Source organism: Streptomyces sp. NPDC048182 (genome assembly GCF_043202555.1).
Taxonomy (GTDB): domain Bacteria; phylum Actinomycetota; class Actinomycetes; order Streptomycetales; family Streptomycetaceae; genus Streptomyces.
In genome coordinates, this window is record NZ_JBIDAQ010000006.1 from 205,506 (window position 1) to 227,420 (window position 21,915).

A 21,915-nucleotide genomic window follows, 5' to 3' on the forward strand; every position below is an offset into this window, starting at 1 on the left:
TGCTCATATGAGCATTTGAGTATCACGCGAGACGGAACCATGAGAGGAAGAACCTGTGAGGAACCTGTCCCATGGGCACTGAGGACGAGCCCGGCAAGCGGGCCCTGCGGCGGCGGCTGCTGGCCGCGCGGTTCGACCTGACCGCCGCCGAGGTGGACGCCGCCGGCGAGGCGCTGGCCGCCCGGGCGCTCGGGCTCCCCGAGGTCGCGAGGGCGCGCACGGTGGCGGCGTACGTCTCCATGGGCGACGAGCCGGGCACCCTCGCGCTCCTGGACGCGCTGCGCGCGCGGGGCGTGCGGGTGCTGCTGCCCGCCCTGCTGCCCGACAACGACCTCGACTGGGGCGCGTACGAGGGGCCCGGCTCCCTCGCGCGCGTGCGGCACGGCGGCGGGCGCATGGAACTGTCCGAGCCCGCCGGGCAGCGGCTCGGCCCGGACGCGGTCACGGCGGCCGACGTGGTGCTGCTGCCGGGCCTCGCGGTCGACGGCCGCGGCCTGCGGCTGGGCCGCGGCGGCGGCTCCTACGACCGGGTGCTCGCCCGCCTGGAGCGGTCGGGCGCGCGGCCCGCGCTGCTGGTGCTGCTGTACGACACCGAGGTCCTCGCGCGCGTGCCCGCCGAGGCGCACGACCGGCCGGTGGACGCGGTCGTGACGCCGTCGGGGGCGCGGCGGTTCACCGGGGCTTGAGCACCAGGCTGTCGCTGGTGCTGCCGTCGACCGCCCCCTCGGTGAACGACCAGGGCAGCAGCTCGCCGGCCGCCCACTTGTCCGTCTGGTCGGTGTAGTGGGCGCTGTAGGCGTGCCCGGAGGCGCCGGTCAGGTTGATCCAGCGCGACTTGTCCAGGTCGCCGAGGTTGACCACCATCCGCATCGACGGCACCCAGACCACCCCGTAGCCGCCGGCCGCGTTCCAGCCGGTGGCGTTGACGGCCGCCTCGCCGCCGCTGAGCTTCCAGGGGCCGCGGTTGAGCGCGTACTTCAAGAAGCCGGGGCCCTCGGTGCCGAGCGTCTGGTTCTTCAGGAACAGCCGGTGCAGCCGGCCCCAGCTCCAGGTGTCGATGTCCTTGCCCATCTTGGCGGTCAGCTCCCAGCGGGCGTCCACCATGGCGCGCTTGAACAGGTCGTCCCGGTTGTGGTCGGCGCCCTTGCGGTTGTTGTAGTCGGGCGTCGTCCACCAGTCGCTCTTGGGGTCGTCCAGCAGGCCGCGGACCACCTCGAACCAGCGGTCGCCGCCGTCCGGCTGCGCCTGGCCCGCGTCGCGCTGGCCGCACTCGTTGACCTTGTTCGACTTGTCCGCCGGACCCGTGGTGTCCACCGGGTCCACCCACAGGCACTGGCCCTTGACCCGCAGCTCCTTGGGCAGCTTGTTGCCGAACGCCAGCTTGAGGATGTTGCGCCAGACCGAGTTGAAGTACGCCGCGGCGGCCGAGTCGGCGTCCTGGGTGTAGTCCCAGCCCTCCAGGAGCTTCTGCGCCTCGCGCACGGACTTGTCGTCCACGTCGATCTTCAGCAGCTGGGGCACGAGCAGCTTGGCGATCTCGCTGCTGTTGTCGAGCTGCATCTGGCGCATGTCGTCGGTGGAGACCTTGCCGCCGTCCTTGATCTTCTGCTCGATCAGGGAGGTGATGCGCTGGCTGCGGGTGCCGTAGCCCCAGTCCGTGGTGAGGGTGTACGGGTAGTCGTCCTTGTCGACGACGGCCTGGTTGGCGGTGACGATGTAGCCGCGCTTGGGGTTGTACTCGTACGGCAGCGCGTCCTGGTCGATGTACTGGCCGGTCCAGCGGTAGTCGGGGTCCCAGCCGGGGGCCGGGATCGAGCCGTCGTGCTTCTTGTCGCGGATCGGGATCCGGCCCGGCAGGGTGTAGCCGATGTTGCCCGCGGTGTCGGCGTAGACCAGGTTCTGCGAGGGCACCTCGAACTGCTCGGCGGCCTCCCGGAAGCCCTGCCAGTCCTTGGCGCGGTCGATCGCGAAGACGGAGTCCATGGTGGTGCCCGCGTCCTCGGCGGTCCAACGCAGCGCGACGCCGTAGCCGTCGCCGCGGTCGGGGGCGGCGGCGTCGACGGTGGCCTTGCGGCCGACCTTGACCAGGTCGTCGTCGCGGTCGGAGAGCAGGGGGCCGTTGTTCGTCTCCCGTACGACGATCTTCTTGTCGCTGCCGCCGGCGACCTTGATGGTCTCCTCGCGCGTGCGGAACGGCACGACCTTGCCGTCGTACTGGTAGCCCTCGCCGGTGATCTTCTCCAGGTAGAGGTCGGTGACGTCCACCCCGGAGTTGGTCAGGCCCCAGGCGATGCTCTGGTTGTGGCCGATGACGACGCCGGGCATGCCCGCGAAGGTGTAGCCGGAGACGTCGTACTGGCACTTGGCGGAGATCGCGCGGCAGTGCAGGCCCATCTGGTACCAGACCGAGGGCAGCGCCGGCGACAGGTGCGGGTCGTTGGCGAGGAGCGGCTTGCCGGTGATGGTGTGCTGCCCGGAGACGACCCAGGAGTTGGAGCCGATGCCGTTGCCGTTGACGCCGACGGCGGTGGGCAGGTCGTCCAGGACGTCCTGGAGACCGGAGAGCTGGCTCTCCAGGGCGCTGCCGGTGCCCGAGCCGGTGCCGGTGCCCGTTCCGGTGCCGGACCCGTTCGATCCGCTGCCGCCCGTGCCACCTGTTCCGCCCGTGCCCGGGTCGCCGCCGTCGAAGGTGCCGGTCAGTTCGTCGTACTGGCCCTCCTGGACGATCGCCCGGTTCCGGCTGTAGGGGTAGGCCGGGTACAGGTCGGCGATCTGCTTCGGGCCCAGGCGGCTGGTCATCAGCGCCCGGTCGATCTCGTCCTGCATGTTGCCGCGCAGGTCCCAGGCCATCGCCTTCAGCCAGGCCACCGAGTCGACCGGCGTCCAGGTCTGCGGCTTGTAGTCGTTGGTGAAGCCCAGGGCGGCGTACTCCAGGGAGATGTCCTTGCCGTCCTTGCCCTTCAGGTAGGCGTTGACCCCCTTGGCGTACGCCTGGAGGTAGCCCTTGGTGGCGGCCGACAGCTTCTCGTCGTACTCCTTCTTCGCCACCCGGTCCCAGCCCAGCGTGCGCAGGAACTCGTCGTTGTCGACCTGCCCCTCGCCGAACATCTCCGACAGGCGCCCGGAGGTCATGTGCCGGCGCACGTCCATCTCGTAGAACCGGTCCTGCGCCTGGACGTAGCCCTGCGCCATGAACAGGTCCTGCTCGGAGGAGGCGTAGACCTGCGGGATGCCGTAGCCGTCGCGCTTGACGTCGACCGGGCCCGCGAGGCCGTCCAGGGTGATCGAGCCCTTGGTCTGCGGGAAGGACGCGCGGACGGTGCTGATCGTCCAGTACGCCCCGAAGGCGAGGCCGCCGACGACGGCCAGGACCAGCACCAGGACGAGCAGGCGTGCCTTGCGCCCCTTCTTCCGACCGGACTTGCCGGACTGCCGGCCCTGCTGACCGGTAGAGGCGGTGGTGTTCGGGGGCATCGCTGTCCTTGCTGTCCTAACACGAGCGGCAGGGGCGGGCTGTGCTTTGTACTACAACGCAGGAGCAACCATAGGCGCAGGGCCGGGCCCGCCTTGACGCGGAGTCGGGTACCGCCGCGCACGGGCGTTCGATCCCACCGAGCCGGACGTCAAGAAATCGTCAAGAGTTAGGTAAGGTAACGAAGTAGTTGGAGTTTCAGAATCGTCCTGCTGTGCGCCAGGGAAGGAACGGCCGCTGACTGTCCACCACCTCAACCAGCTCCTGCTCGTCTGCTCGGTCGTCCTGCTGATCGCCGTGGCGGCGGTCCGCCTCTCCTCGCGCAGCGGGCTCCCCAGCCTGCTCGTCTACCTGGCCATCGGCGTCGCCATGGGCCAGGACGGCGTCGGCGACATCAAGTTCGACAACGCCGAGCTGACCCAGGTCATCGGCTACGCGGCGCTGGTCGTGATCCTCGCCGAGGGCGGCCTGGGGACCAAGTGGAAAGAGGTGAGACCGGCTCTGCCGGCCGCCTCCGCGCTGGCGACCGCCGGCGTCGCGGTGAGCGTCGGGGTGACGGCGGCGGGCGCGCACTACCTCACCGGCCTGGAGTGGCGGCAGGCGCTGATCGTCGGGGCGGTGGTGTCCTCGACGGACGCGGCGGCCGTGTTCTCCGTGCTGCGCCGCATCCCGCTGCCCGCGCGCATAGCGGGCACCCTGGAGGCCGAGTCCGGGTTCAACGACGCCCCGGTCGTCATCCTGGTGGTCGCCTTCTCCACCGCCGGGCCCATCGAGCACTGGTACCTGCTGCTCGGCGAGATCGCCCTGGAGCTGGCCATCGGCGCGGCCATCGGGCTCGCGGTGGGCTGGCTCGGCGCGTGGGGGCTGCGCCATGTGGCGCTGCCCGCCTCCGGCCTCTACCCGATCGCCGTCCTGGCCATCGCCGTCACCGCCTACGCGGCCGGCGCCATGGCCCACGGCAGCGGCTTCCTCGCCGTCTACCTCGCCTCCATGGTGATGGGCAACGCCCGGCTGCCGCACTGGCCCGCCACCCGCGGCTTCGCCGACGGCCTCGGCTGGCTGGCCCAGATCGGCATGTTCGTGCTGCTCGGGCTGCTGGTCACCCCGCACGAACTGGGCGACGACATCCTGCCCGCCCTGCTGATCGGCCTGGTGCTGACCATGGTCGCCCGCCCGCTGAGCGTGGTGCTGTGCCTGACGCCCTTCCGGGTGCCCTGGCAGGAGCAGGCGCTGATGTCCTGGGCGGGGCTGCGCGGCGCCGTGCCCGTCATCCTGGCGACCATCCCGATGGTGGAGGGCGTCGGGGACAGCCGCCGGATCTTCAACATCGTCTTCGTGCTGGTCGTCGTCTACACCCTGGTGCAGGGGCCGACCCTGCCCTGGCTGGCCGGGCGGCTCGGGCTCGGCAAGGGCGACGAGGCCGCCGACCTCGGCATCGAGTCGGCGCCCCTGGAGCGGCTGCGCGGGCACCTGCTGTCCGTCTCCATCCCGCCGGGCTCCAGGATGCACGGCGTGGAGATCCACGAGCTGCGGCTGCCGGCCGGCTCGGCGGTCACCCTGGTGGTCCGCGACGGCACGTCCTTCGTGCCGCTGCCGACGACGGGGCTGCGGCGCGGGGACGAACTCCTGGTCGTCGCGACGGACCCGGTACGGGACGCGGCCGAGGCCCGACTGCGGGCCGTGGGGCACGGGGGCAAGCTGGCGGGGTGGCTGCACACGGGGGGCGGGGCGGGGTAGCGCCTCCGCTCGGGGGGCGTACGGCGCGATGGTGCTCGCTTTCACAGGTGCCGCGGCCCTTGATCCCTGTACGATGAAGGCGGCACCTGATCGAACCAACTCTGCCTGACGCAGAGCTGGCGCGACCGTATGGCGGCCGGAACGCCCCGCACCGCACCGGGCTCCGGTATCTACCGCAGTCCGCGCAAGAGGACAGCTCTCGGCGCACCCCACGTGAGGATCCACGACGGGCCCGCGCTACCAGGCGGCAGAAAGGCACGGCCGTGGCGTCCACGGTCACCCCGTCGACCTCCTCCCCCCGCCGCCCGGGCTACGGGCAGCTGCTGCGCACCCGCGGCGCCTGGACGTTCCTGCTCCCCGGCTTCGCCGCCCGCCAGCCGTTCGCCATGCTGACGATCTCCATCGTGCTGCTCGTCCAGCACACCAGCGGCTCCTACGGCGTCGCGGGCGCCGTCGCCGCCGCCACCGGCGTCTCCATGGCGCTGTTCGCCCCCTACAGCGGCCGGCTCGCCGACCGCCACGGGCAGCGCGCCGTCCTGCTCCCCGGGGTGCTGGCGCACTCCGCGGCCGGCCTCACCCTGACCGCCCTCGCGCTCTCGGACGCGCCCCTGTGGGCGCTGTTCGCGGCGGCCGTGCCCACCGGGGCCTCGGTGCCGCAGATCGGGCCGATGGTGCGGGCCCGCTGGGGCGTCAAGCTGGGCGGCTCCCCGCTGATGAGCACGGCGGCGGCCTTCGAGTCCGTCACCGACGAGCTGACCTTCGTCCTCGGCCCCCTGGTCGCCACCGCCCTGTGCACGGCCGTCGACCCGGCTGCCGGGCTGGTCACCGAGGCCGCGCTCACCCTGGTGGGCGGTCTGCTGTTCGCCGCGCGGAAGAGCACGCAGCCGCGGGTCGGCGCCGTCGACGGCGACCTCGCGCGCGTGGAGCACGTCTCCGCGCTGCGCGTCCCCGGGGTGCGGGTGCTGATCGTGGCCTTCCTGGGCATCGGTTCCGTCTTCGGCGGCATGCAGGTGTCGCTGGCCGCCTTCACGGAGTCGATCGGCGAGCCCGGCCTGAACGGCGTCCTCTATGGCGTCTTCGCCGCCGGGAACATGCTCTCCGGGCTCGTCTGCGGAGCCGTCGCCTGGAAGGTGGCCCCGCAGCGGCGCCTGCTCGTCGGCTACGGCGCCCTGGCGCTGACCGCGTCCGGGCTGTGGGCCGCGCACTCCGTCCTGGTCCTGGCCGGCCTCGGCCTGCTGGTCGGCATGTGCGTCGCGCCCGCCCTGGTCACCGGCTACACCCTGGTCGACAGCCTGGTCCCGGCCGGCGCCCGCACCGAGGCGTTCACCTGGCTGACCGGCGCCGTCGCGCTCGGCCAGGCGGCGGCCGTGACCGTCGCCGGGCAGCTGGAGGACGGGCTCGGCGACGGGGCCGGGTTCCTGGTGCCGATGGGCGGCACGGTGCTCGCGCTGGCGACGCTGGTGACCCTGCGGTCGCGGCTGTCCGCCCGCGCGCCGGGGCGGACGGTGGCACGTGGCGTCGGTCACCGCGTGCCCGCCACAGTGGACTGATCCTCCGGAATACGTCACTATGGAGCGTCGTTAGCACTCATCGAGTGAGAGTGCCAGGAGGAACACAGTGCCGACGTACCAGTACCAGTGCACCGAGTGCGGCGAGGGCCTCGAGGCGGTGCAGAAGTTCACCGACGACGCCCTGACGGAGTGCCCGAACTGCAAGGGCCGCCTGAAGAAGGTGTTCTCGGCGGTCGGCATCGTCTTCAAGGGCTCCGGCTTCTACCGCAACGACAGCCGGGGCAGCTCGTCGAGCAGCTCGCCGGCGTCCTCCTCGGCGGCCAAGTCGTCTTCCTCCTCGTCGGAGTCGAAGTCGTCGTCCTCCTCGGACTCGAAGTCGTCCTCCAGCAGCGCCGGCTCCAGCTCTTCGAGCAGCAGCACGGCCGCTTAGCTCTCCGTCTTCCGGGACCCTGTCGTCGCCCGACGGCAGGGTCCTCGGCGTGTCCGGGGGCGTGTTCCGGGCGTGGGCCGCACGGCTAGGGTGCGGGCATGGCGAACCTTGCGAATGCCGAGATCGGCGTGATCGGCGGCTCCGGTTTCTACTCGTTCCTCGACGACGTGACCGAGGTCGCGGTGGACACCCCCTACGGGCCGCCCAGCGACTCCCTCTTCCTCGGCGAGGTCGCCGGCCGGCGGGTCGCCTTCCTCCCCCGGCACGGCCGCGGCCACCATCTGCCGCCGCACCGGATCAACTACCGGGCCAACCTGTGGGCGCTGCGCTCGGTCGGCGCGCGCCAGGTCCTCGGCCCGTGCGCGGTGGGCGGGCTCCAGCCGGAGTACGGTCCTGGCACGCTGCTGGTGCCCGACCAGTTCGTGGACCGCACGAAGTCCCGCCCGTCGAGCTACTACGACGGGACGCCGCTGGCCGACGGCACCGTGCCGAACGTCGTGCACGTGTCGCTGGCCGACCCCTACTGCCCGGCCGGCCGCGCCGCCGCGCTGAAGGCGGCCCGGGGGCGGGACTGGGAGCCGGTGGACGGCGGCACGCTGGTCGTGGTCGAGGGGCCGAGGTTCTCCACCCGCGCCGAGTCGCTGTGGCACCGGGCGCAGGGCTGGGCGGTGGTGGGCATGACCGGCCACCCCGAGGCGGCCCTCGCCCGCGAGCTGGAGCTGTGCTACACCTCGCTGACCCTCGTCACCGACCTCGACGCCGGCGCCGAGAGCGGCGAGGGCGTCTCCCACGAGGAGGTGCTGCGGGTGTTCGCGGCCAACGTGGACCGGCTGCGGGGCGTGCTGTTCGACGCGGTGGCGGCGCTGCCGGCGGCCGGGGAGCGGGACTGCGGGTGCGGGGCGTCGCTGGGCGGGATGGATCCGGGGATCGCGCTGCCGTAGCCGGGCCGGGGGTTGCGGGTAGGGGTGGAACGTCTCGTTCGGGTGGTGGAGTTGTCCACAACCCGGTGGGGCATCCACAGGCGCCGACGGGCGGCGGCGATCCGGGCCATCGTGGACGGGCAAGCGATTCCCTCCGAGCCACCGGGTGGTCACCGTGTTCCGTCCTCTCGCTCCCGCTCCCCTTCCCCCTGCCCTGTCCGTCTCCGGCCCCGTCCCGCCCCCGCTCGGCACCGACGCGCCGCCCACCTGCGAGGTCCCGCACTTCGCGCCGGTGCGGGTGCGCGGCGGGCGGCACGGGCTGTCCCGGCTGGCGCGGCACCGGCGCCGTGCCGTGGCCGTCGGACTCGCGGTCACCGCGGCGGCGCTGGTGGCCGCGGGGCCCCAGCCGGGGGGTGGCGCGCGGGACGGCCAAGGGGCCCGCGGGCATCCGGTGACCGGCGAGGCGGTGCGGGAGCGGCGCGCGGCGGGGCAGCGGACGGCACCGTCGGCGGCGCTCGTCGCGGCGCCCGTGCGGATCGCCGACGCGGAGACGGTGCGGCTGCTGCGGCCGGGCGACCGGGTTGACGTCGTGGCGTCCGAGGGCGACGGCGTGGACGGGGACGCGTTGGTGATCGCGCGGGGTGCGCGGGTGCGGGAGGTGCCGGAGCCGGCTCGGGACGGGGCGGTGGACGGGGCGCTGGTGGTGCTCTCGGTCCCGCGTGCCACCGCCCACCGGCTGGTCGGCGCCGCGGCCCGCGCACGGCTGGCGGTGACGCTGTGCTGAGCACGTGCCCGACCGCATGCGCGAGGCCCCCGCTCGAGGGGCCGGACTGGACAGGACGGGCCCGCGCTGGCGTAGGTTGCGGAGGATTTCGGTCCCCCACCTGTGCACGCGAGGAGATCACCCGAGGTGAGCGAGAAGAAGGAGCCGAGCGTCTGGCAGGGCTTCAAGGCCTTCCTGATGCGCGGGAACGTCATCGACCTGGCGGTGGCGGTGGTCATCGGCGCCGCCTTCACCAACATCGTCAACTCCGTGGTGAAGGGGGTCATCAACCCGCTGGTCGGAGCCATCGGCACACAGAGCCTGGACAGCTACAGCTCATGCCTGAAGGCCCCGTGTCGGGGCTCCGGCGACGACGCGGAGGGCGTCAAGATCCTGTGGGGCTCGGTGCTCGGCGCCACCCTGACGTTCGTGATCACCGCGGCCGTCGTCTACTTCCTCATGGTGCTGCCCATGTCGAAGTACCTGGCCCGGATGGAGGCCCGCCGCAAGGCCCGCGAAGGCACGAAGGAGATCCTCGAGGTGACGGAGCTGGAGGTGCTGAAGGAGATCCGCGACGCGCTGGTCGCGCAGCGCGGCTCGGGGCCGGCGGAGCCCCCGGCGGGGCCCGGCCGCTTCTGACGCCGGGGGACGGGCCGCCTCACACGTGGTGGGGCGGCACCTCGTCCAGGAAGCGCTTCAGGTCGGCCGCGCTGTCCGCGGCGCTCTCGGCCCGCTCGCCCCAGCCCCGGTCGGTGTCGTCCGAGGACTGCTGGTCCAGCGGGTCGTCGAAGACCAGCGCCGGCCTGGGGGCGCGCGGCTCGGGCTCGGGGGCGGTACTCATGCCTCCAGGGTACGGCCCGGCGGAATCCGGAGTCGCCGGGCGGCCCCGCGCCCGGTCTGGTGTGCTGGTACGCATGACGTCCAGTCCGACTCCGCCGACGCCCCCGCCCCCGACTCCGTCGACCGGGCCGCCCGCCGGCCACCGCCCGCTGCGCCGGCTCACCTCACGCGGCAAACACGAGGCGCACCGCGTCGCCTCGCCGCTGGAGCTGCTCTTCGACCTGTGCTTCGTGGTGGCCGTCGCCCAGGCCGGCGCCCAGCTGGTGCACGCCGTGGCCGAGGGGCACGCCGGCGAGGGCATCCTGAACTACGCGATGGTGTTCTTCGCCATCTGGTGGGCCTGGATGAACTTCACCTGGTTCGCCTCGGCGTACGACAACGACGACGTGCTCTACCGGGTCGTCACCCTGGTGCAGATCGCCGGTGTGCTGGTGCTCGCGGCCGGGATCTCCCGCGCCTTCGAGGACCACGACTTCCTGGCCGTCTGGCTCGGGTACGCCATCATGCGGCTCGCCATGACCGCACAGTGGCTGCGGGCGGCGCGCTCGGCCGGGCCGCGCGAGCGGGGCATGGCCGTGCGGTACGCGGCCGGGGTGCTGCTCTGCCAGGTCGGCTGGCTGGGGCTGCTGTTCCTGCCCGAGGCCGGCCGGCCCTGGCTGTTCCTGGGGATGGCGGTCCTGGAGATGTGCGTGCCGGCGTTCGCGGAGCGGCACCATCCCTCGTCCTGGCATCCGCATCACATCGCCGAACGGTACGGGCTGTTCACCATCATCGTGCTGGGCGAGACCGTGGCGGCGGCCACCGTCGCGGTGAAGTCGGGGGTGCAGGAGAACGAGGCGCTGCGCGAGGTGCTGCCGATCGCGGCGGGCGGGCTGCTGATCGTCTTCGCCGCCTGGTGGATCTACTTCGTGGTGCCCGCCCACGGCCATCTGCGCTCCAGCAGACAGGCGTTCGTGTGGGGTTACGGGCACTACCTGGTCTTCGCCTCGGCGGCGGCGATCGGCGCGGGCCTGGAGGTGGCGGTGGAACAGGCGGCCGGCGCGGCGCACGTCTCCCGCCTCGCGGCCACCGCCGCGGTGACCCTGCCGACGGCGCTGTACCTGGTCACGGTGTGGCTGCTGCACGCCCGCCACTTCAAGGCCGGTATCGCCGAGCAGCTGGTGCTGCCGACGGCGGCGCTGCTGGTGATCTGCTGCACGTTCCTCGGCGACTGGGGGGTGCTCACGGCGGGCGTCGTGCTGGCGCTGGCGGTGGCGACGGGGGTGACGCTGACCGCCCGCCACGGGGCGCCGGACGGCGGGGCGAGAGGCGGTGGGGCGAGAGGCGGTGAGGCGAGGACCCCGGCCGCGTGACGTCGGGCGCGCGAAGCGGGTCGCGTGACGTGGGCCGCCTGACGTCCGCCGCGTGACGGCGCCCGCCCTGGCCGCTGTCCGACACTGGCGGCATGACAGTTGACGCATTGACGGACGTCGCCGGTCTGCGGGTGGGCCACGCGACCCGCGCCGGCGGCGGGTGGCTCACCGGCACCACCGTGGTGCTGGCGCCCGAGGGCGGCGCGGTGGCCGCGGTGGACGTGCGCGGAGGCGGCCCCGGCACCAAGGAGACCGACGCGCTCGACCCGCGCAACCTGGTGCAGAAGGTCGAGGCGCTGGTGCTCACCGGCGGCAGCGCCTACGGGCTCGACGCGGCGTCCGGGGTGATGGGCTGGCTGGAGGAGCGGGGCCGCGGGGTGCGGGTCGGCCCGGAGGCCGCTCACGTGGTGCCGGTGGTCCCGGCGGCCTGCGTCTTCGACCTGGGGCGCGGCGGCGACTTCCGGGCCCGTCCGGACGCGGCCCTCGGACGGGCGGCCGTCGAGGCGGCGCACGCGAGCGCGCCGGGCGCGCCGGTGGCCGAGGGCGGCGTCGGCGCGGGCACGGGCGCGGTGGCCGGGCAGCTGAAGGGCGGCGTCGGCACGGCGAGCAGGCGGCTGGAGTCGGGCGTCACGGTGGCGGCGCTGGTGGTGGCGAACGCGGCGGGGTCGGCGATGGATCCGGAGACGGGGGTGCTGTACGGGGAGCTGTTCGCGGGCCGGCGGGTGGCGTACCCGGCGCCGGAGCGGCACGAGGCGGCGCGGCGGCGCCTGGCGGAGTCGGCGGCGGTGAACGCGCCGCCCCCGCTCAACACCACGCTCGTCGTGGTCGCCACCGACGCGGACCTGACCCGGGCGCAGGCGCAGAAGCTGGCCGGCACGGCGCACGACGGCATCGCGCGCGCCGTCCGGCCGGTGCACGGACTGGACGACGGCGACACGGTCTTCGCGCTGGCGACCGGCGACCGCGCCCTCGGCCCCGGGCCGCTCGCCCTGAACCCGGTCCTGGCGGCGGGCGCGGACCTGGTCACCCGGGCGATCGTGCGCGCGGTGCGGGCGGCCACCGGGGTGCGCGGCCCCGGTGGGACCTGGCCGTCGTACGGGGAGTTGTACGGCGACTGACCCCCGCATCGGCCCCCGCACCGGCGCAACACGCCCTTGATCAGGGGATTTTGCCGCCCAGCCGGGCCGTGCGGGAACTTCTCGCGCGCCCGGCGCGTAATTCGTGCGGAGGTTTTCGCGGTTCCCGGACATGATGTCCGGCGGAGGAGCTACGGTATGCACCCACCAGGTGACATGCAGCAACGCCGGGAGAGACCTTGAGCGTTCCGTACGAGACGGCAGCGTACGAGTCGGCCGAGTCGCCCGAGTCTCCGGAGGAGCATCTCGCGCGGCTGCTCGGCCGCGCCCTGAACTCGTTCGAGCTGCCCGACGAGACGCTGCGCCGCCTCGACTGCGCGCTGGCGCACGACAGCGCGCTGCACTCGGCGCACCACAGCGCGGGCCTGCACCGCAGGGTGTACCGGCACACGTGGCTGCTCGCCGACGGCTCGGCGCTCACGCTGTGGGAGCTGGTCCACAACACCGTGCCCGGCGGGGAGCAGCACCACGAGGTGTATCTGGACGAGGAGGAGCTGCGCGCGCTCGGCCCGTGCTCCGGCCTCGGGCCGCAGCCCGACGGACCCGAGCTGGAGCTGGTGGTGCCGGCGGAGCCGGTGGAGCTGTCCTGCCTCCCCGCACCGCGCCATGTGTACGTCCCGGACGGTTCGGCGGACCACGCCCGCCGCCTGCTGCGCCGCGCGGAGAACGCGGACCGACCCGGCACCGAGCTGGCCGCGCGGCTGGCGTCGGCGTCGGCGCACGAGATCACCCAGGCGTTCGGCGGCCCGGGCCGCTCCCGCCTCGGCTTCTCGCTGTACGAGCACGCCTTCCTGCTGGCCGACGGCGCGGAGCTGTCGGTGTGGGAGGTGGAGCACACGGCCACGCCCGACGGCCGGCACATGTGCGAGGTGTACGCCAGTGAGGACGCGGCCCGCCGGGCCATGGAGCGGCGGGCCGCCCAGGTCTCCTGAGCGGCCCGCCGCGGCCCCCGCACGCCCTCACCGTCAGACCAGCGCGGGCTCCCGCTCCGTCCCCGCCGCGGACGAGCCCCCGGCCCCGTCGGCTCCGTCGGTCCCGTCGGCGCCCTCCAGGTGCTGTGCCGGGCGCTTGGGCAGCGCGAACATCAGCAGGAAGATGGCGCCCATCACGCCGGCCACCCAGAGCAGCGCGTGCTGGAAGGCGTCCACGTAGGCGGGGCCGATCGAGGCCGGGGTGAGGCGGTCGCTCATCGTCCCGAAGAAGACCACCGACACCAGGGCGAGCCCCAGCGCGTTGCCCATCTGCTGCACGGTGTTGATCAGCCCGGACGCCGCCCCGGCGTGCTCGCGCGGCACTTGGGAGAGCACCGCGTCGGTGAGCGGGGCGACGATCAGGCCCATGCCGGCGCCCATGACCACCAGCGGCAGCGCCATCTGCCAGGAGGCGATGCCGAGCCCGTACCGCTCGGCCTCCCAGACGTAGAGCAGCACCCCGGCCACCATGGTCAGCGCGCCGGCCTGGAGCACCTTGCGCCCGAAGCGCGGGACCAGCGTCTGCACCGAGAGGCCGGCCGCCGTGGACACGGCGAGGGAGAACGGTACGCCGGTCAGCCCGGCCCGCAGCGGGCTCCACCCGAGGCCGACCTGCATGTACAGCGTCCAGACCAGGAAGAACACGCCGAGGGCGACGCCGAAGACCGTCTGCACCGCGATGCCGCCGGCGAAGCTCTTCACCTTGAACAGCGACAGCTCGACCAGCGGCGAGCCGTCCCGCGCGCTCTTGCGCCGCTCGTACGCCACCAGCAGCGCGAGGACCACGACCGACCCGGCCATCGACACGTACCCCCACACCGGCCAGCCCAGCTCGCGGCCCCGGGTCAGCGGGTAGACCAGCATCAGCAGGCCGATGGTGACCAGGGCGACGCCGACCAGGTCGAGGCGCAGGGCGCGCGGTGCCTTGGACTCGGTGATGAAGCGGCTGCCGAGGAGGAGTCCGGCGATGCCGACCGGCAGGTTGATGAGGAAGATGGGCCGCCACTCCAGTCCGAACAGGTTGCCCTCGGTGAGCAGCGCGCCGAGCAGCGGTCCGGACACCGCGCCGAGGCCGACGATCGCGCCGAACAGGCCGAAGACCTTGCCGCGTTCGTGCGCGGGGAAGGTGGCGTGCACGATGGACAGCACCTGCGGCACCATCAGCGCCGCCATGCCGCCCTGCAGGACCCGCGAGGCCACCAGCATCTCGGGGTTGGCGGCGAGGCCGCACAGCGCGGAGGCGAGGGTGAAGCCGCCGATGCCGATGAGGAACACGCGCTTGCGGCCGTGGATGTCGCCGAGCCGCCCGCCGGTGATCAGGCCGGCGGCGAAGGCGAGCGCGTAGCCGGCGGTGATCCACTGGATCTGGCTGAAGGTGGCGCCCTCGTCGTGCTGGATCGACGGGATGGCGATGTTGACGATCGTGACGTCGACGAGGTCCATGAACGCCGCCGTCATCACGATCGCGAGGGCGAACCAGCGACGGCGGTCACCGGGATCCGCAGGCCTGATGTCCGGGGTCTCCGAGGTCTTCGAGAAGCTCATGGGAGCAACGCTATGGCCCCAGTAGGTCAGATCATGACCTAGATCTGCGGCATCCTCGATCCCATGACGACGGACACCCCGGCACGACTCCTGACGCTGCTGTCCCTCCTCCAGACGCCCCGCGAGTGGCCCGGCGGCGAACTCGCCGAGCGGCTCGGCGTCTCCCGCCGCACGGTCCGGCGGGACGTCGACCGGCTGCGCGAACTGGGCTACCCGGTGCAGGCGTCCATGGGCGCCGACGGCGGCTACCGGCTGGCCGCCGGCAAGGCGATGCCGCCGCTGGTCCTGGACGACGAGGAGGCGGTGGCCATCGCGGTCGGGCTGCGCGCCGGGGCGGGCCACGCGGTGGCCGGCGTGGACGAGGCGTCCGTGCGGGCGCTGGCCAAGCTGGAGCAGGTCCTGCCCTCCCGGCTGCGCCACCGCGTCGCCACCCTCCAGGCCGCGACGACCCCGCTGACCAGCGGGGACGGCTCCAGCATCGCCCCCGAGACGCTGACCGTCATGGCCTCCACGGTCGCCGGCCACGAGAAGCTGCGGTTCGCCTACCGCGCCAAGGACGGCACCGGCTCACGGCGCCTGACGGAGCCGTACCGGCTGGTCTCGACGGGACAGCGCTGGTACCTGGTCGCCTACGACCTCGACCGGCAGGACTGGCGCACCTTCCGCGTCGACCGGGTGAGCGACCCCTTCGCGACCGGCGCCCGCTTCACCCCGCGCGACCTGCCGACCGGCAGCGCGGCGGAGTACCTGCGGCGCTCGATGTGGCAGCAGGGCGACTCCTACACCCTGGAGGTCGCCTTCGCCGCCCCCGCCGAGACGGTCGCCCCCCGCCTCCCCCACTGGCTGGGCTCCCCGACCCCGTCCGCGGACGGCGCCACCTGCACCCTCCGCACGACACTCGCGGGACCGGCTGAGTCCCTGGTGCTGCGGCTGGCGACGCTGGGCGTGGAGTTCCGGGTGCAGGGGCCGCCGGAAGTGGTGGCGGCGGCGCGGGAGATGGGGGCGCGGCTGGGGCGGGCGGCGGGCCCGGCGCCGTGAGGGTCCAGCCCGGCGGCCCGCGCCGGCCCCCCCGCACGGGGTCACGCCTCGGGGGCGTCCGCCTCGGCGGCGTCCTCCCACCGGAAGTCGCGGAGGACGGCCAGATTGCGCAGTGCCTGGTCCAGGGGGCTCTTCGGGTCGACGGCCGAGGGCGTCGCCGTGGCCCAGTGCTCCACGGCCGCGCGGACCGCCGTGCCGGCGACGGCGGCGCCGAAGCGCAGGTGGGGTGAGGCGGCGAGGCGGGCGGCAACGTTGTCGTCGCCGTCGGCCAGGCGGGCGGAGAGGACGTCGGCGAGGGTGCCCTCCGTGGTGTGGCAGACCTCGGCCCACACCCGGCGCAGCGCGGGGCTCGTCTCGGCGAGGCGGACGAGGACGCGCGCCCACTCCCAGGAGGCCGCCGAGACCCCGGCGCCGGGCGTCAGGGTGTGCCGTACGGCGTGTTCCAGGGCCGGGGTGGGGGCGAGGCCGGCCGGGGCGTCGCGCACCGCCTCCGCCCAGCGGTCGGCGCCCAGGGCGTAGAGGGGGGCGACGGCCTCCTCCTTCGTGGCGAAGTAGCGGTAGAAGGTGCGCGGGGCGATGCCGGCGGCGCGGGCGATGTCCTCGGCCCGGGTGGCTCGCAGTCCCTGGCCCACGAAGAGGCGGGCGGCGGACCGGGCGATCTGGTGGCGGGTCTCCGTCCTGCGCCGCTCGGTCAGCGAGACGGGGGCCGGGGCGGGGCCCGGGGTGCGGGCCGGCGCGGGGTCGCCGCCGCTGGTGGGAGGGGTGGTGCTGCTCACGTCGGCAGGCTATGCCGCTGTGGCAGAATCTGCCATCCGGCGGGGCACCCCGGGGTTCAGGTACGGGGTGCCCCGCCTTCCAGCGGACGTCGGCGAACGCAGGAGGAGCCGGGCACGGCACCTCGGGGGGAGAGGCGCCGGCCCGGCTCGGGAAAGTCCCGGCACCGGGGGGAGTGCGTCGGGACGTGGTCGTGGTGCGGTGAGGCGGCCCGGGGGGATCTGATGCCCGGGCCCTCACCTGCTAGGCCGCCGCCTCGAAGCCGGTGTCGCGGGCCAGCTTCTTCAGCTCCAGCAGCGCGTGCTTCTCTATCTGGCGGATCCGCTCACGCGTGAGCCCGTGCTCCTTGCCGACCTCGGTCAGCGTGCGCTCGCGGCCGTCGTCGATGCCGTACCGCATCTTGATGATGGAGGCCGTGCGCGGGTCGAGGCGGCCGATCAGGTCGTCCAGCTCCTCGCTGCGCAGCAGCGTCAGCACCGACTGCTCGGGCGAGACGGCGGAGGTGTCCTCGAGGAGGTCGCCGAACTGGGTCTCGCCCTCGTCGTCCACCGACATGTTCAGCGAGACCGGGTCGCGGGCCCAGTCGAGCACGTCGGTGACGCGCTCCGGCGTGGAGCCCAGCTCGGCGGCGATCTCGGCGGGCTCCGGCTCGCGGCCGTGCTCGCGGTTGAACTCGCGCTGCACGCGGCGGATGCGGCCCAGCTCCTCCACCAGGTGGACGGGCAGCCGGATGGTGCGCGACTGGTCCGCTATGGAGCGGGTGATGGCCTGGCGGATCCACCACGTGGCGTACGTGGAGAACTTGAAGCCCTTGCGGTAGTCGAACTTCTCGACCGCGCGGACCAGGCCGGCGTTGCCCTCCTGGATCAGGTCGAGGAGCGGCAGGCCGCTGCGCGGATACCGGCGGGCGACGGCGACGACCAGGCGGAGGTTGGAGCGGATGAAGACGTCCTTGGCGCGCTCGCTCGCCTCGACGAGCGCCTCCAGCTCCTCCCGGGTGGCGTCCGCGCCCGTCTCCTCATAGCCTTCGAGGACCTGCCGGGCGAACACGCCCGCCTCGATGGTCTGGGAGAGCTCGACCTCCTTGGCGGCGTCGAGCAGCGGGGTCCGCGCGATCTCGTCGAGGTACATGCCGACCAGATCGCGGTCGGCGAGCTCGCCGCCGTTGGCGCGGACGCTGGTTGCCGCGCCGGAGGTCTCGCCGGTGGCGGACTTACGACGGGCGACGGCACGGGTTGCCATGCGTGCTCCCTTGCGATGGTGGTTCAGCGGGCGGTCCTGCGGATGTCTGAGGCACCGTTGCCTGGCTGGGTCTGTTGTGCGGACTCTCCTCGGGTGCCCGGCATCCGTGGGAAACAACGACTGGAAACCGGACAGAATTCCCCCCGCCGCCCCCGATTCGGGTGATCATGCAGTACCCTGCCGAGCCGCACGGGGGGTGCGGGCCGCGCCGCCGGGCCGGAGGTCCAGGTCAGGGCGGTGTCCGGGACGCCCGGGCCGAGCGCCCCGGCCGGGTGGATGAGATCCCCGTCACGCACCGTTCCTCCCACCATTCCTCACCCCCTCAGCCATAAGGACGGCCGACGCCCGCCGGGGGTTGTCAGGGGCGGCGCCGTCAGCCGAACTGCACCGACCGCTTGGCAAGACCCATCCAGAAGCCGTCGATCACCGACCTCCGGGTGCCCAGCTCACCGGCCGCGTCCGCCGCGCCCATGGTCACGAAGAGCGGGGCGAAGTGCTCGGTGCGCGGGTGGGCCAGCGCGCCGGCCGGCGACTTGCGGGTGAAGTCGAGCAGCGCGTCCACGTCCCCCGCCTCCAGCGCCCGCCGGCCCCAGTCGTCGAACTCCGCCGACCAGGCGGGCACGCCGGCCTGGCGCAGCGCGGCCAGGTTGTGGGTGAAGAAGCCGGAGCCGATGATCAGCACGCCCTCGTCGCGCAGCGGCGCGAGCCGGCGCCCGGTCTCCATCAGCCGCACCGGGTCCAGGGTCGGCATGGAGACCTGGAGGACCGGGATGTCCGCGCCGGGGTACATCTCGACCAGCGGCACGTAGGCGCCGTGGTCGAGCCCCCGGTCCGGGACGTCCTGCACGGGCGTGCCGGGGGCGCGCAGCAGCTTGCGTACGGAGTCGGCGAGCGCCGGGGCGCCGGGGGCGGCGTAGCGCACCTGGTAGTAGTGCTCGGGGAAGCCCCAGAAGTCGTACTCGAGCGGCACCGTGCGGGTGGCGCCGAGGGCGAGCGGGGCCTCCTCCCAGTGCGCGGAGACGATGAGGACCGCCTTGGGGCGGGGCAGCGCGGCGGACCAGGCGGCCAGCTCGCCGGGCCACACCGGGTCGTCGGCGAGGGGCGGGGCGCCGTGGCTGAGGTAGAGGGCGGGCATGCGGTCCGCGGGCATACGGTCCTCGGCGGTGGCGGTCACGGCGGGACACCTCCAGTACTTGAACTCTCAAACGGTTGCCTTACGACGGTACGCCGCTGCTGTTTAAGATTCAATTACCAGGTCCGTACAGTGGACGCATGAACACGGCACCTGTCCCCGCCCCCACCGGGCCGCCCCGCTGGCTCACCGCCGAGGAGCAGCGCGTCTGGCGCTCCTACATCGAGGCCGCCACCCTCCTCGAGGACCACCTCGACCGCCAGCTCCAGCGGGACGCGGGCATGCCGCACGTCTACTACGGCCTGCTGGTCAAGCTCGCCGAGTCGCCCCGGCGCCGGATGCGCATGACGGAGCTGGCGAGGTCCGCGAAGATCACCCGCTCCCGCCTCTCGCACGCGATCGCGCGGCTGGAGAAGAACGCGTGGGTGCGGCGCGAGGACTGCCCCTCCGACAAGCGGGGCCAGTTCGCGGTGCTGACGGAGGAGGGGTACGCGGTGCTGCGGCGGACCGCGCCCGGCCACGTGGACGCGGTGCGCCAGGCCGTCTTCGACCGGCTCACCCCGGAACAGCAGAAGTCCCTCGGCGAGATCATGCGGATCGTCGCCGAGGGACTTCAGCCGAGCGAGGCGGGGGCGGACCTGCCCTGGCTTCGCTGAGCCACGGGCTGGTCCCCCCGATCCCCGCGGTGGGTCAGTGCGCGATCACCGGCACCGCCAGCTCGTCCTCGACCGCCTCGCCGGACGTGGCGTCCGAACCGGCGACCGGCGTACCGCCCGGGCGCCCGGCGTTGATCAGGGTCAGCGCGATCAGGGCGGCGACGAGCAGGATGCCGACGGCGAACCAGATCGCGCTGGTGTAGCCCTGCACCTGCCCCTGGAGCAGTACGAGCTGCTGCTGGGAGCGGTTCGTCGCACCGCCGATGTGGTCGGCGATGTAGGACGTGGTCGCCGAGGCGGCGATGGTGTTCAGCAGCGCGGTGCCGATGGCGCCGCCCACCTGCTGCGAGGTGTTGACCATCGCCGAGGCGACACCGGCGTCGCGCGCCTGCACGCCGAGGGTGGCCAGGGACATGGCCGGCATGAACGCCGTACCCATGCCGAGGCCGAGCAGCAGCATGCCGGGCAGCAGCAGGGCCGCGTAGGAGGAGTCGATCTCCAGCTGGGTCAGGACCAGCATGCCGAGGGCGGCGACCAGGAAGCCGGGTCCCATCAGCAGCCGGGGCGCGACACGGGTCATCAGGCGGGCGCCGATCTGCGTGGAGCCCGTGATCATGCCGGCGATCATCGGCAGGAAGGCGAAGCCGGTCTTGACCGGCGAGTAGCCCTTCACGACCTGGAGGTAGTAGGTCAGGAAGAGGAACAGGCCGAACATCGCGATGATCGCCAGGCCCAGCGAGAGGTAGACACCGCCGCGGTTGCGCTCGGTGACCACGCGCAGCGGCAGCAGCGGCGCCTTGACCTTCGACTCGACGAGCACGAAGGAGACCAGCAGCACACCGGCGGCGACGAACATGCCGACCGTCAGGGAGTCGCTCCAGCCGTTGGACTCGGCGCGGGTGAAGCCGTACACCAGCGAGACCAGGCCGAGGGTCGACAGGATGACGCCGGGGATGTCGAGCGAGGAGCGGTTGCGCTCGCCGCGCGGCTCACGGATGGCGATGATCGCGCCAGCCGCGGCGACCACGGCGAACGGGATGTTGACGAAGAAGGTCCAGCGCCAGTTCAGGTACTCGGTGAGGAAGCCGCCGAGGATCAGGCCGACGGCGCCGCCGCCGCCCGCGATGGCGCCGTAGATGCCGAACGCCTTGGCGCGCTCCTTGGCGTCCGTGAACATCACGGCGAGCAGGGAGAGCGCGGCGGGCGCGAGCAGCGCGCCGAACACGCCCTGGAGGGCGCGGGCGCCGAACATCATCACGTCGTTGGTGGCGGCGCCGCCGAGCGCGGAGGCCACGGCGAAGCCGGCCAGGCCGGTGACGAAGGCGCGGCGGCGGCCCCAGAGGTCGGCGATCCGGCCGCCGAACAGCAGCAGACCGCCGAAGGCGAGGGCGTAGGCCGTGACGACCCACTGCCGGTTGCCGTCGGAGATGCCGAGGTCCTGCTGGGCGGAGGGCAGGGCGATGTTCACGATGGTGGCGTCGAGGACGACCATCAGCTGGGCCAGCGCGATGAAGACGAGCGCTTTCCAGCGGCCGGGGTCGGGCAGGGCGGCGGCCGGGGCTGCCTGCGTGGCCCGGGGGGCGGCTGTTTCGGACATGGGGATACCCACTTCGGTACTTCGTGACGGAAAGAGAGCGTGTAAAGACGTGCGGGGGCGCGATCGCAGGGGACGACCGGCGGGCTGTCGCCGGTCACCCGGGGCTGGGAGGCGGAACGGTCGGTCAGTGGCAGGGCCGGCGCAGATCCTCCATGGTCACGGCGGTCCCCGGCAGGGCGGAGCGGGCGGGTGCCCGCAGTCCGTCCAGGAAGAGCTGGAGATGGCGGTGGGCGAACCGGTCGACGTTCGGGCACTGCGTACCGGCCGGGGGCCGGCTGAGCTGGGCCACGGCGATCATCAGATCGCCCACGCCCACGTCGTCCCGGAGCTGGCCGGCCGTCCTCGCCCGGTCCATCACCTCGGCGACGAGCCGCTCGACGCGTTCGCGGGCCGCCTCGAGGTCGGGGTGGAACTTGTCGAAGGTCGTGGCGACCATCGGGCACAGGGCGCTGATCCGCTCGTCGGCGGCGACGTGCACGAAGCGCTCCAGCGCCTCGAACGCGTCGCCGGTCTCCGCGAGCGCGACCTCGGCGGCCCCGGCCGTACGGTCCATGACCGAGCAGACGACCTCGCGGACGAGGGCGTCACGGTCGGGGAAGTTGCGGTACACCGTGGCGTTGCCGACGCCGGCGCGGCGGGCGATGTCGTCGAGCGGGACGTCGGGCCCGTGCTCGGTGAACATCTCCCGGGCGGCGGCGACGATCCGCTCCCGGTTGCGCAGGGCGTCGGCGCGGGGCCGGGGCGCCTTGCGCTGCTCGGGGGCTACGGTCTGCACGACGTACTCCTGGGTCGGTGGACG

At 73.3% G+C, this 21,915-nt stretch carries 20 protein-coding genes; 12 read left to right on the top strand and 8 right to left on the bottom strand.

The genetic code is table 11. The annotated features are described in order from the left end of the window. Positions 1 to 71: 71 nt before the first annotated feature. Positions 72 to 686, top strand: coding sequence for a 5-formyltetrahydrofolate cyclo-ligase (locus ACGFZL_RS14340; protein ID WP_393691531.1), 615 nt, complete (start codon positions 72 to 74; stop codon positions 684 to 686). Here the strand turns inward: ACGFZL_RS14340 and ACGFZL_RS14345 are convergent. Then, positions 673 to 3,474: a penicillin acylase family protein gene (locus tag ACGFZL_RS14345; RefSeq protein WP_393691533.1), complete on the bottom strand. Its 2,802-nt coding sequence runs from the start codon at positions 3,472 to 3,474 to the stop codon at positions 673 to 675. The two genes, ACGFZL_RS14340 and ACGFZL_RS14345, sit on opposite strands and share 14 nt — an antisense overlap. Before the next feature lie 235 nt (positions 3,475 to 3,709). On the opposite strand from ACGFZL_RS14345, the gene ACGFZL_RS14350 reads away from it, so the two are divergent. The 6 genes from ACGFZL_RS14350 (at position 3,710) to mscL (ending at position 9,472) form a co-directional block, all read left to right on the top strand. Continuing rightward, entirely contained in the window at positions 3,710 to 5,209 is a 1,500-nt protein-coding gene (locus ACGFZL_RS14350) for a potassium/proton antiporter (RefSeq protein ID WP_393691889.1), read from the top strand. A 263-nt stretch (positions 5,210 to 5,472) separates the two neighbouring features. Continuing rightward, positions 5,473 to 6,759, top strand: a complete 1,287-nt coding sequence (locus tag ACGFZL_RS14355) for an MFS transporter (RefSeq protein WP_393691535.1) — start codon at positions 5,473 to 5,475, stop codon at positions 6,757 to 6,759. Positions 6,760 to 6,826: 67 nt separating this feature from the next. Next, positions 6,827 to 7,150 carry an FmdB family zinc ribbon protein gene (locus ACGFZL_RS14360; RefSeq protein WP_355174096.1) on the top strand — a complete coding sequence of 108 codons (324 nt, stop codon included), beginning with the start codon at positions 6,827 to 6,829 and terminating at the stop codon, positions 7,148 to 7,150. Positions 7,151 to 7,248: 98 nt separating this feature from the next. Further along, positions 7,249 to 8,091, top strand: coding sequence for an S-methyl-5'-thioadenosine phosphorylase (locus ACGFZL_RS14365; protein WP_393691538.1), 843 nt, complete (start codon positions 7,249 to 7,251; stop codon positions 8,089 to 8,091). A 154-nt stretch (positions 8,092 to 8,245) separates the two neighbouring features. Next, the gene (locus ACGFZL_RS14370) at positions 8,246 to 8,854 is read left to right on the top strand and encodes a hypothetical protein (protein ID WP_393691540.1); all 609 of its coding nucleotides are present in this window, start codon (positions 8,246 to 8,248) and stop codon (positions 8,852 to 8,854) included. Positions 8,855 to 8,980: 126 nt separating this feature from the next. Next, positions 8,981 to 9,472 (top strand): large conductance mechanosensitive channel protein MscL, encoded by a 492-nt coding sequence (mscL, locus tag ACGFZL_RS14375; protein ID WP_393691542.1) that lies wholly within the window; start codon positions 8,981 to 8,983, stop codon positions 9,470 to 9,472. A gap of 19 nt (positions 9,473 to 9,491) precedes the next feature. Here the strand turns inward: mscL and ACGFZL_RS14380 are convergent, their stop codons facing one another. Further along, positions 9,492 to 9,674 (bottom strand): hypothetical protein, encoded by a 183-nt coding sequence (locus ACGFZL_RS14380; protein ID WP_355174089.1) that lies wholly within the window; start codon positions 9,672 to 9,674, stop codon positions 9,492 to 9,494. Between the two features lie 73 nt (positions 9,675 to 9,747). Here ACGFZL_RS14380 and ACGFZL_RS14385 point away from each other — a divergent pair, with 73 nt between their 5' ends. The 3 genes from ACGFZL_RS14385 (at position 9,748) to ACGFZL_RS14395 (ending at position 13,093) form a co-directional block, all read left to right on the top strand. Further along, entirely contained in the window at positions 9,748 to 11,025 is a 1,278-nt protein-coding gene (locus ACGFZL_RS14385) for a low temperature requirement protein A (RefSeq protein ID WP_393691545.1), read from the top strand. Between the two features lie 92 nt (positions 11,026 to 11,117). Next, a complete protein-coding gene (locus ACGFZL_RS14390) occupies positions 11,118 to 12,143 on the top strand; it encodes a P1 family peptidase (protein WP_393691547.1) in 1,026 nt (341 codons plus the stop codon). 197 nt (positions 12,144 to 12,340) lie between these two features. Next, the gene (locus ACGFZL_RS14395) at positions 12,341 to 13,093 is read left to right on the top strand and encodes a DUF6227 family protein (protein ID WP_393691549.1); all 753 of its coding nucleotides are present in this window, start codon (positions 12,341 to 12,343) and stop codon (positions 13,091 to 13,093) included. A gap of 33 nt (positions 13,094 to 13,126) precedes the next feature. Here the strand turns inward: ACGFZL_RS14395 and ACGFZL_RS14400 are convergent, their stop codons facing one another. Next, positions 13,127 to 14,677 (bottom strand): MFS transporter, encoded by a 1,551-nt coding sequence (locus tag ACGFZL_RS14400; protein WP_393691551.1) that lies wholly within the window; start codon positions 14,675 to 14,677, stop codon positions 13,127 to 13,129. 63 nt (positions 14,678 to 14,740) lie between these two features. On the opposite strand from ACGFZL_RS14400, the gene ACGFZL_RS14405 reads away from it, so the two are divergent. Next, the gene (locus ACGFZL_RS14405) at positions 14,741 to 15,715 is read left to right on the top strand and encodes a helix-turn-helix transcriptional regulator (protein ID WP_393691553.1); all 975 of its coding nucleotides are present in this window, start codon (positions 14,741 to 14,743) and stop codon (positions 15,713 to 15,715) included. A gap of 41 nt (positions 15,716 to 15,756) precedes the next feature. On the opposite strand, the gene ACGFZL_RS14410 is transcribed toward ACGFZL_RS14405, so the two are convergent. From ACGFZL_RS14410 to ACGFZL_RS14420, 3 genes are all read right to left on the bottom strand, one after another. Continuing rightward, positions 15,757 to 16,491 (bottom strand): TetR/AcrR family transcriptional regulator, encoded by a 735-nt coding sequence (locus ACGFZL_RS14410; RefSeq protein ID WP_393691555.1) that lies wholly within the window; start codon positions 16,489 to 16,491, stop codon positions 15,757 to 15,759. Positions 16,492 to 16,732: 241 nt separating this feature from the next. Continuing rightward, entirely contained in the window at positions 16,733 to 17,731 is a 999-nt protein-coding gene (locus ACGFZL_RS14415) for a sigma-70 family RNA polymerase sigma factor (protein WP_355174075.1), read from the bottom strand. Between the two features lie 373 nt (positions 17,732 to 18,104). Then, entirely contained in the window at positions 18,105 to 18,866 is a 762-nt protein-coding gene (locus ACGFZL_RS14420) for a dioxygenase (protein ID WP_393691891.1), read from the bottom strand. 137 nt (positions 18,867 to 19,003) lie between these two features. On the opposite strand from ACGFZL_RS14420, the gene ACGFZL_RS14425 reads away from it, so the two are divergent. Then, positions 19,004 to 19,519 (top strand): MarR family winged helix-turn-helix transcriptional regulator, encoded by a 516-nt coding sequence (locus ACGFZL_RS14425; protein ID WP_393691557.1) that lies wholly within the window; start codon positions 19,004 to 19,006, stop codon positions 19,517 to 19,519. A 34-nt stretch (positions 19,520 to 19,553) separates the two neighbouring features. Here the strand turns inward: ACGFZL_RS14425 and ACGFZL_RS14430 are convergent, their stop codons facing one another. Together ACGFZL_RS14430 and ACGFZL_RS14435 are read right to left on the bottom strand one after the other, a co-directional pair. Beyond that, positions 19,554 to 21,116, bottom strand: coding sequence for an MFS transporter (locus ACGFZL_RS14430; protein ID WP_393691559.1), 1,563 nt, complete (start codon positions 21,114 to 21,116; stop codon positions 19,554 to 19,556). A gap of 124 nt (positions 21,117 to 21,240) precedes the next feature. Then, positions 21,241 to 21,891: a TetR/AcrR family transcriptional regulator gene (locus tag ACGFZL_RS14435; protein ID WP_393691561.1), complete on the bottom strand. Its 651-nt coding sequence runs from the start codon at positions 21,889 to 21,891 to the stop codon at positions 21,241 to 21,243. Positions 21,892 to 21,915 lie beyond the last annotated feature (24 nt).

What these genes read in the sequence shown, in the direction of transcription:
- ACGFZL_RS14340 (WP_393691531.1), top strand. Translation starts at nt 72, where the DNA reads ATGGGCACTGAGGACGAGCCCGGCAAGCGGGCCCTGCGGCGGCGGCTG.
- ACGFZL_RS14345 (WP_393691533.1), bottom strand. Translation starts at nt 3,474, where the DNA reads ATGCCCCCGAACACCACCGCCTCTACCGGTCAGCAGGGCCGGCAGTCC.
- ACGFZL_RS14365 (WP_393691538.1), top strand. Translation starts at nt 7,249, where the DNA reads ATGGCGAACCTTGCGAATGCCGAGATCGGCGTGATCGGCGGCTCCGGT.
- ACGFZL_RS14380 (WP_355174089.1), bottom strand. Translation starts at nt 9,674, where the DNA reads ATGAGTACCGCCCCCGAGCCCGAGCCGCGCGCCCCCAGGCCGGCGCTG.
- ACGFZL_RS14385 (WP_393691545.1), top strand. Translation starts at nt 9,748, where the DNA reads ATGACGTCCAGTCCGACTCCGCCGACGCCCCCGCCCCCGACTCCGTCG.
- ACGFZL_RS14390 (WP_393691547.1), top strand. Translation starts at nt 11,118, where the DNA reads ATGACAGTTGACGCATTGACGGACGTCGCCGGTCTGCGGGTGGGCCAC.
- ACGFZL_RS14400 (WP_393691551.1), bottom strand. Translation starts at nt 14,677, where the DNA reads ATGAGCTTCTCGAAGACCTCGGAGACCCCGGACATCAGGCCTGCGGAT.
- ACGFZL_RS14405 (WP_393691553.1), top strand. Translation starts at nt 14,741, where the DNA reads ATGACGACGGACACCCCGGCACGACTCCTGACGCTGCTGTCCCTCCTC.
- ACGFZL_RS14415 (WP_355174075.1), bottom strand. Translation starts at nt 17,731, where the DNA reads ATGGCAACCCGTGCCGTCGCCCGTCGTAAGTCCGCCACCGGCGAGACC.
- ACGFZL_RS14420 (WP_393691891.1), bottom strand. Translation starts at nt 18,866, where the DNA reads ATGCCCGCCCTCTACCTCAGCCACGGCGCCCCGCCCCTCGCCGACGAC.
- ACGFZL_RS14425 (WP_393691557.1), top strand. Translation starts at nt 19,004, where the DNA reads ATGAACACGGCACCTGTCCCCGCCCCCACCGGGCCGCCCCGCTGGCTC.
- ACGFZL_RS14430 (WP_393691559.1), bottom strand. Translation starts at nt 21,116, where the DNA reads ATGTCCGAAACAGCCGCCCCCCGGGCCACGCAGGCAGCCCCGGCCGCC.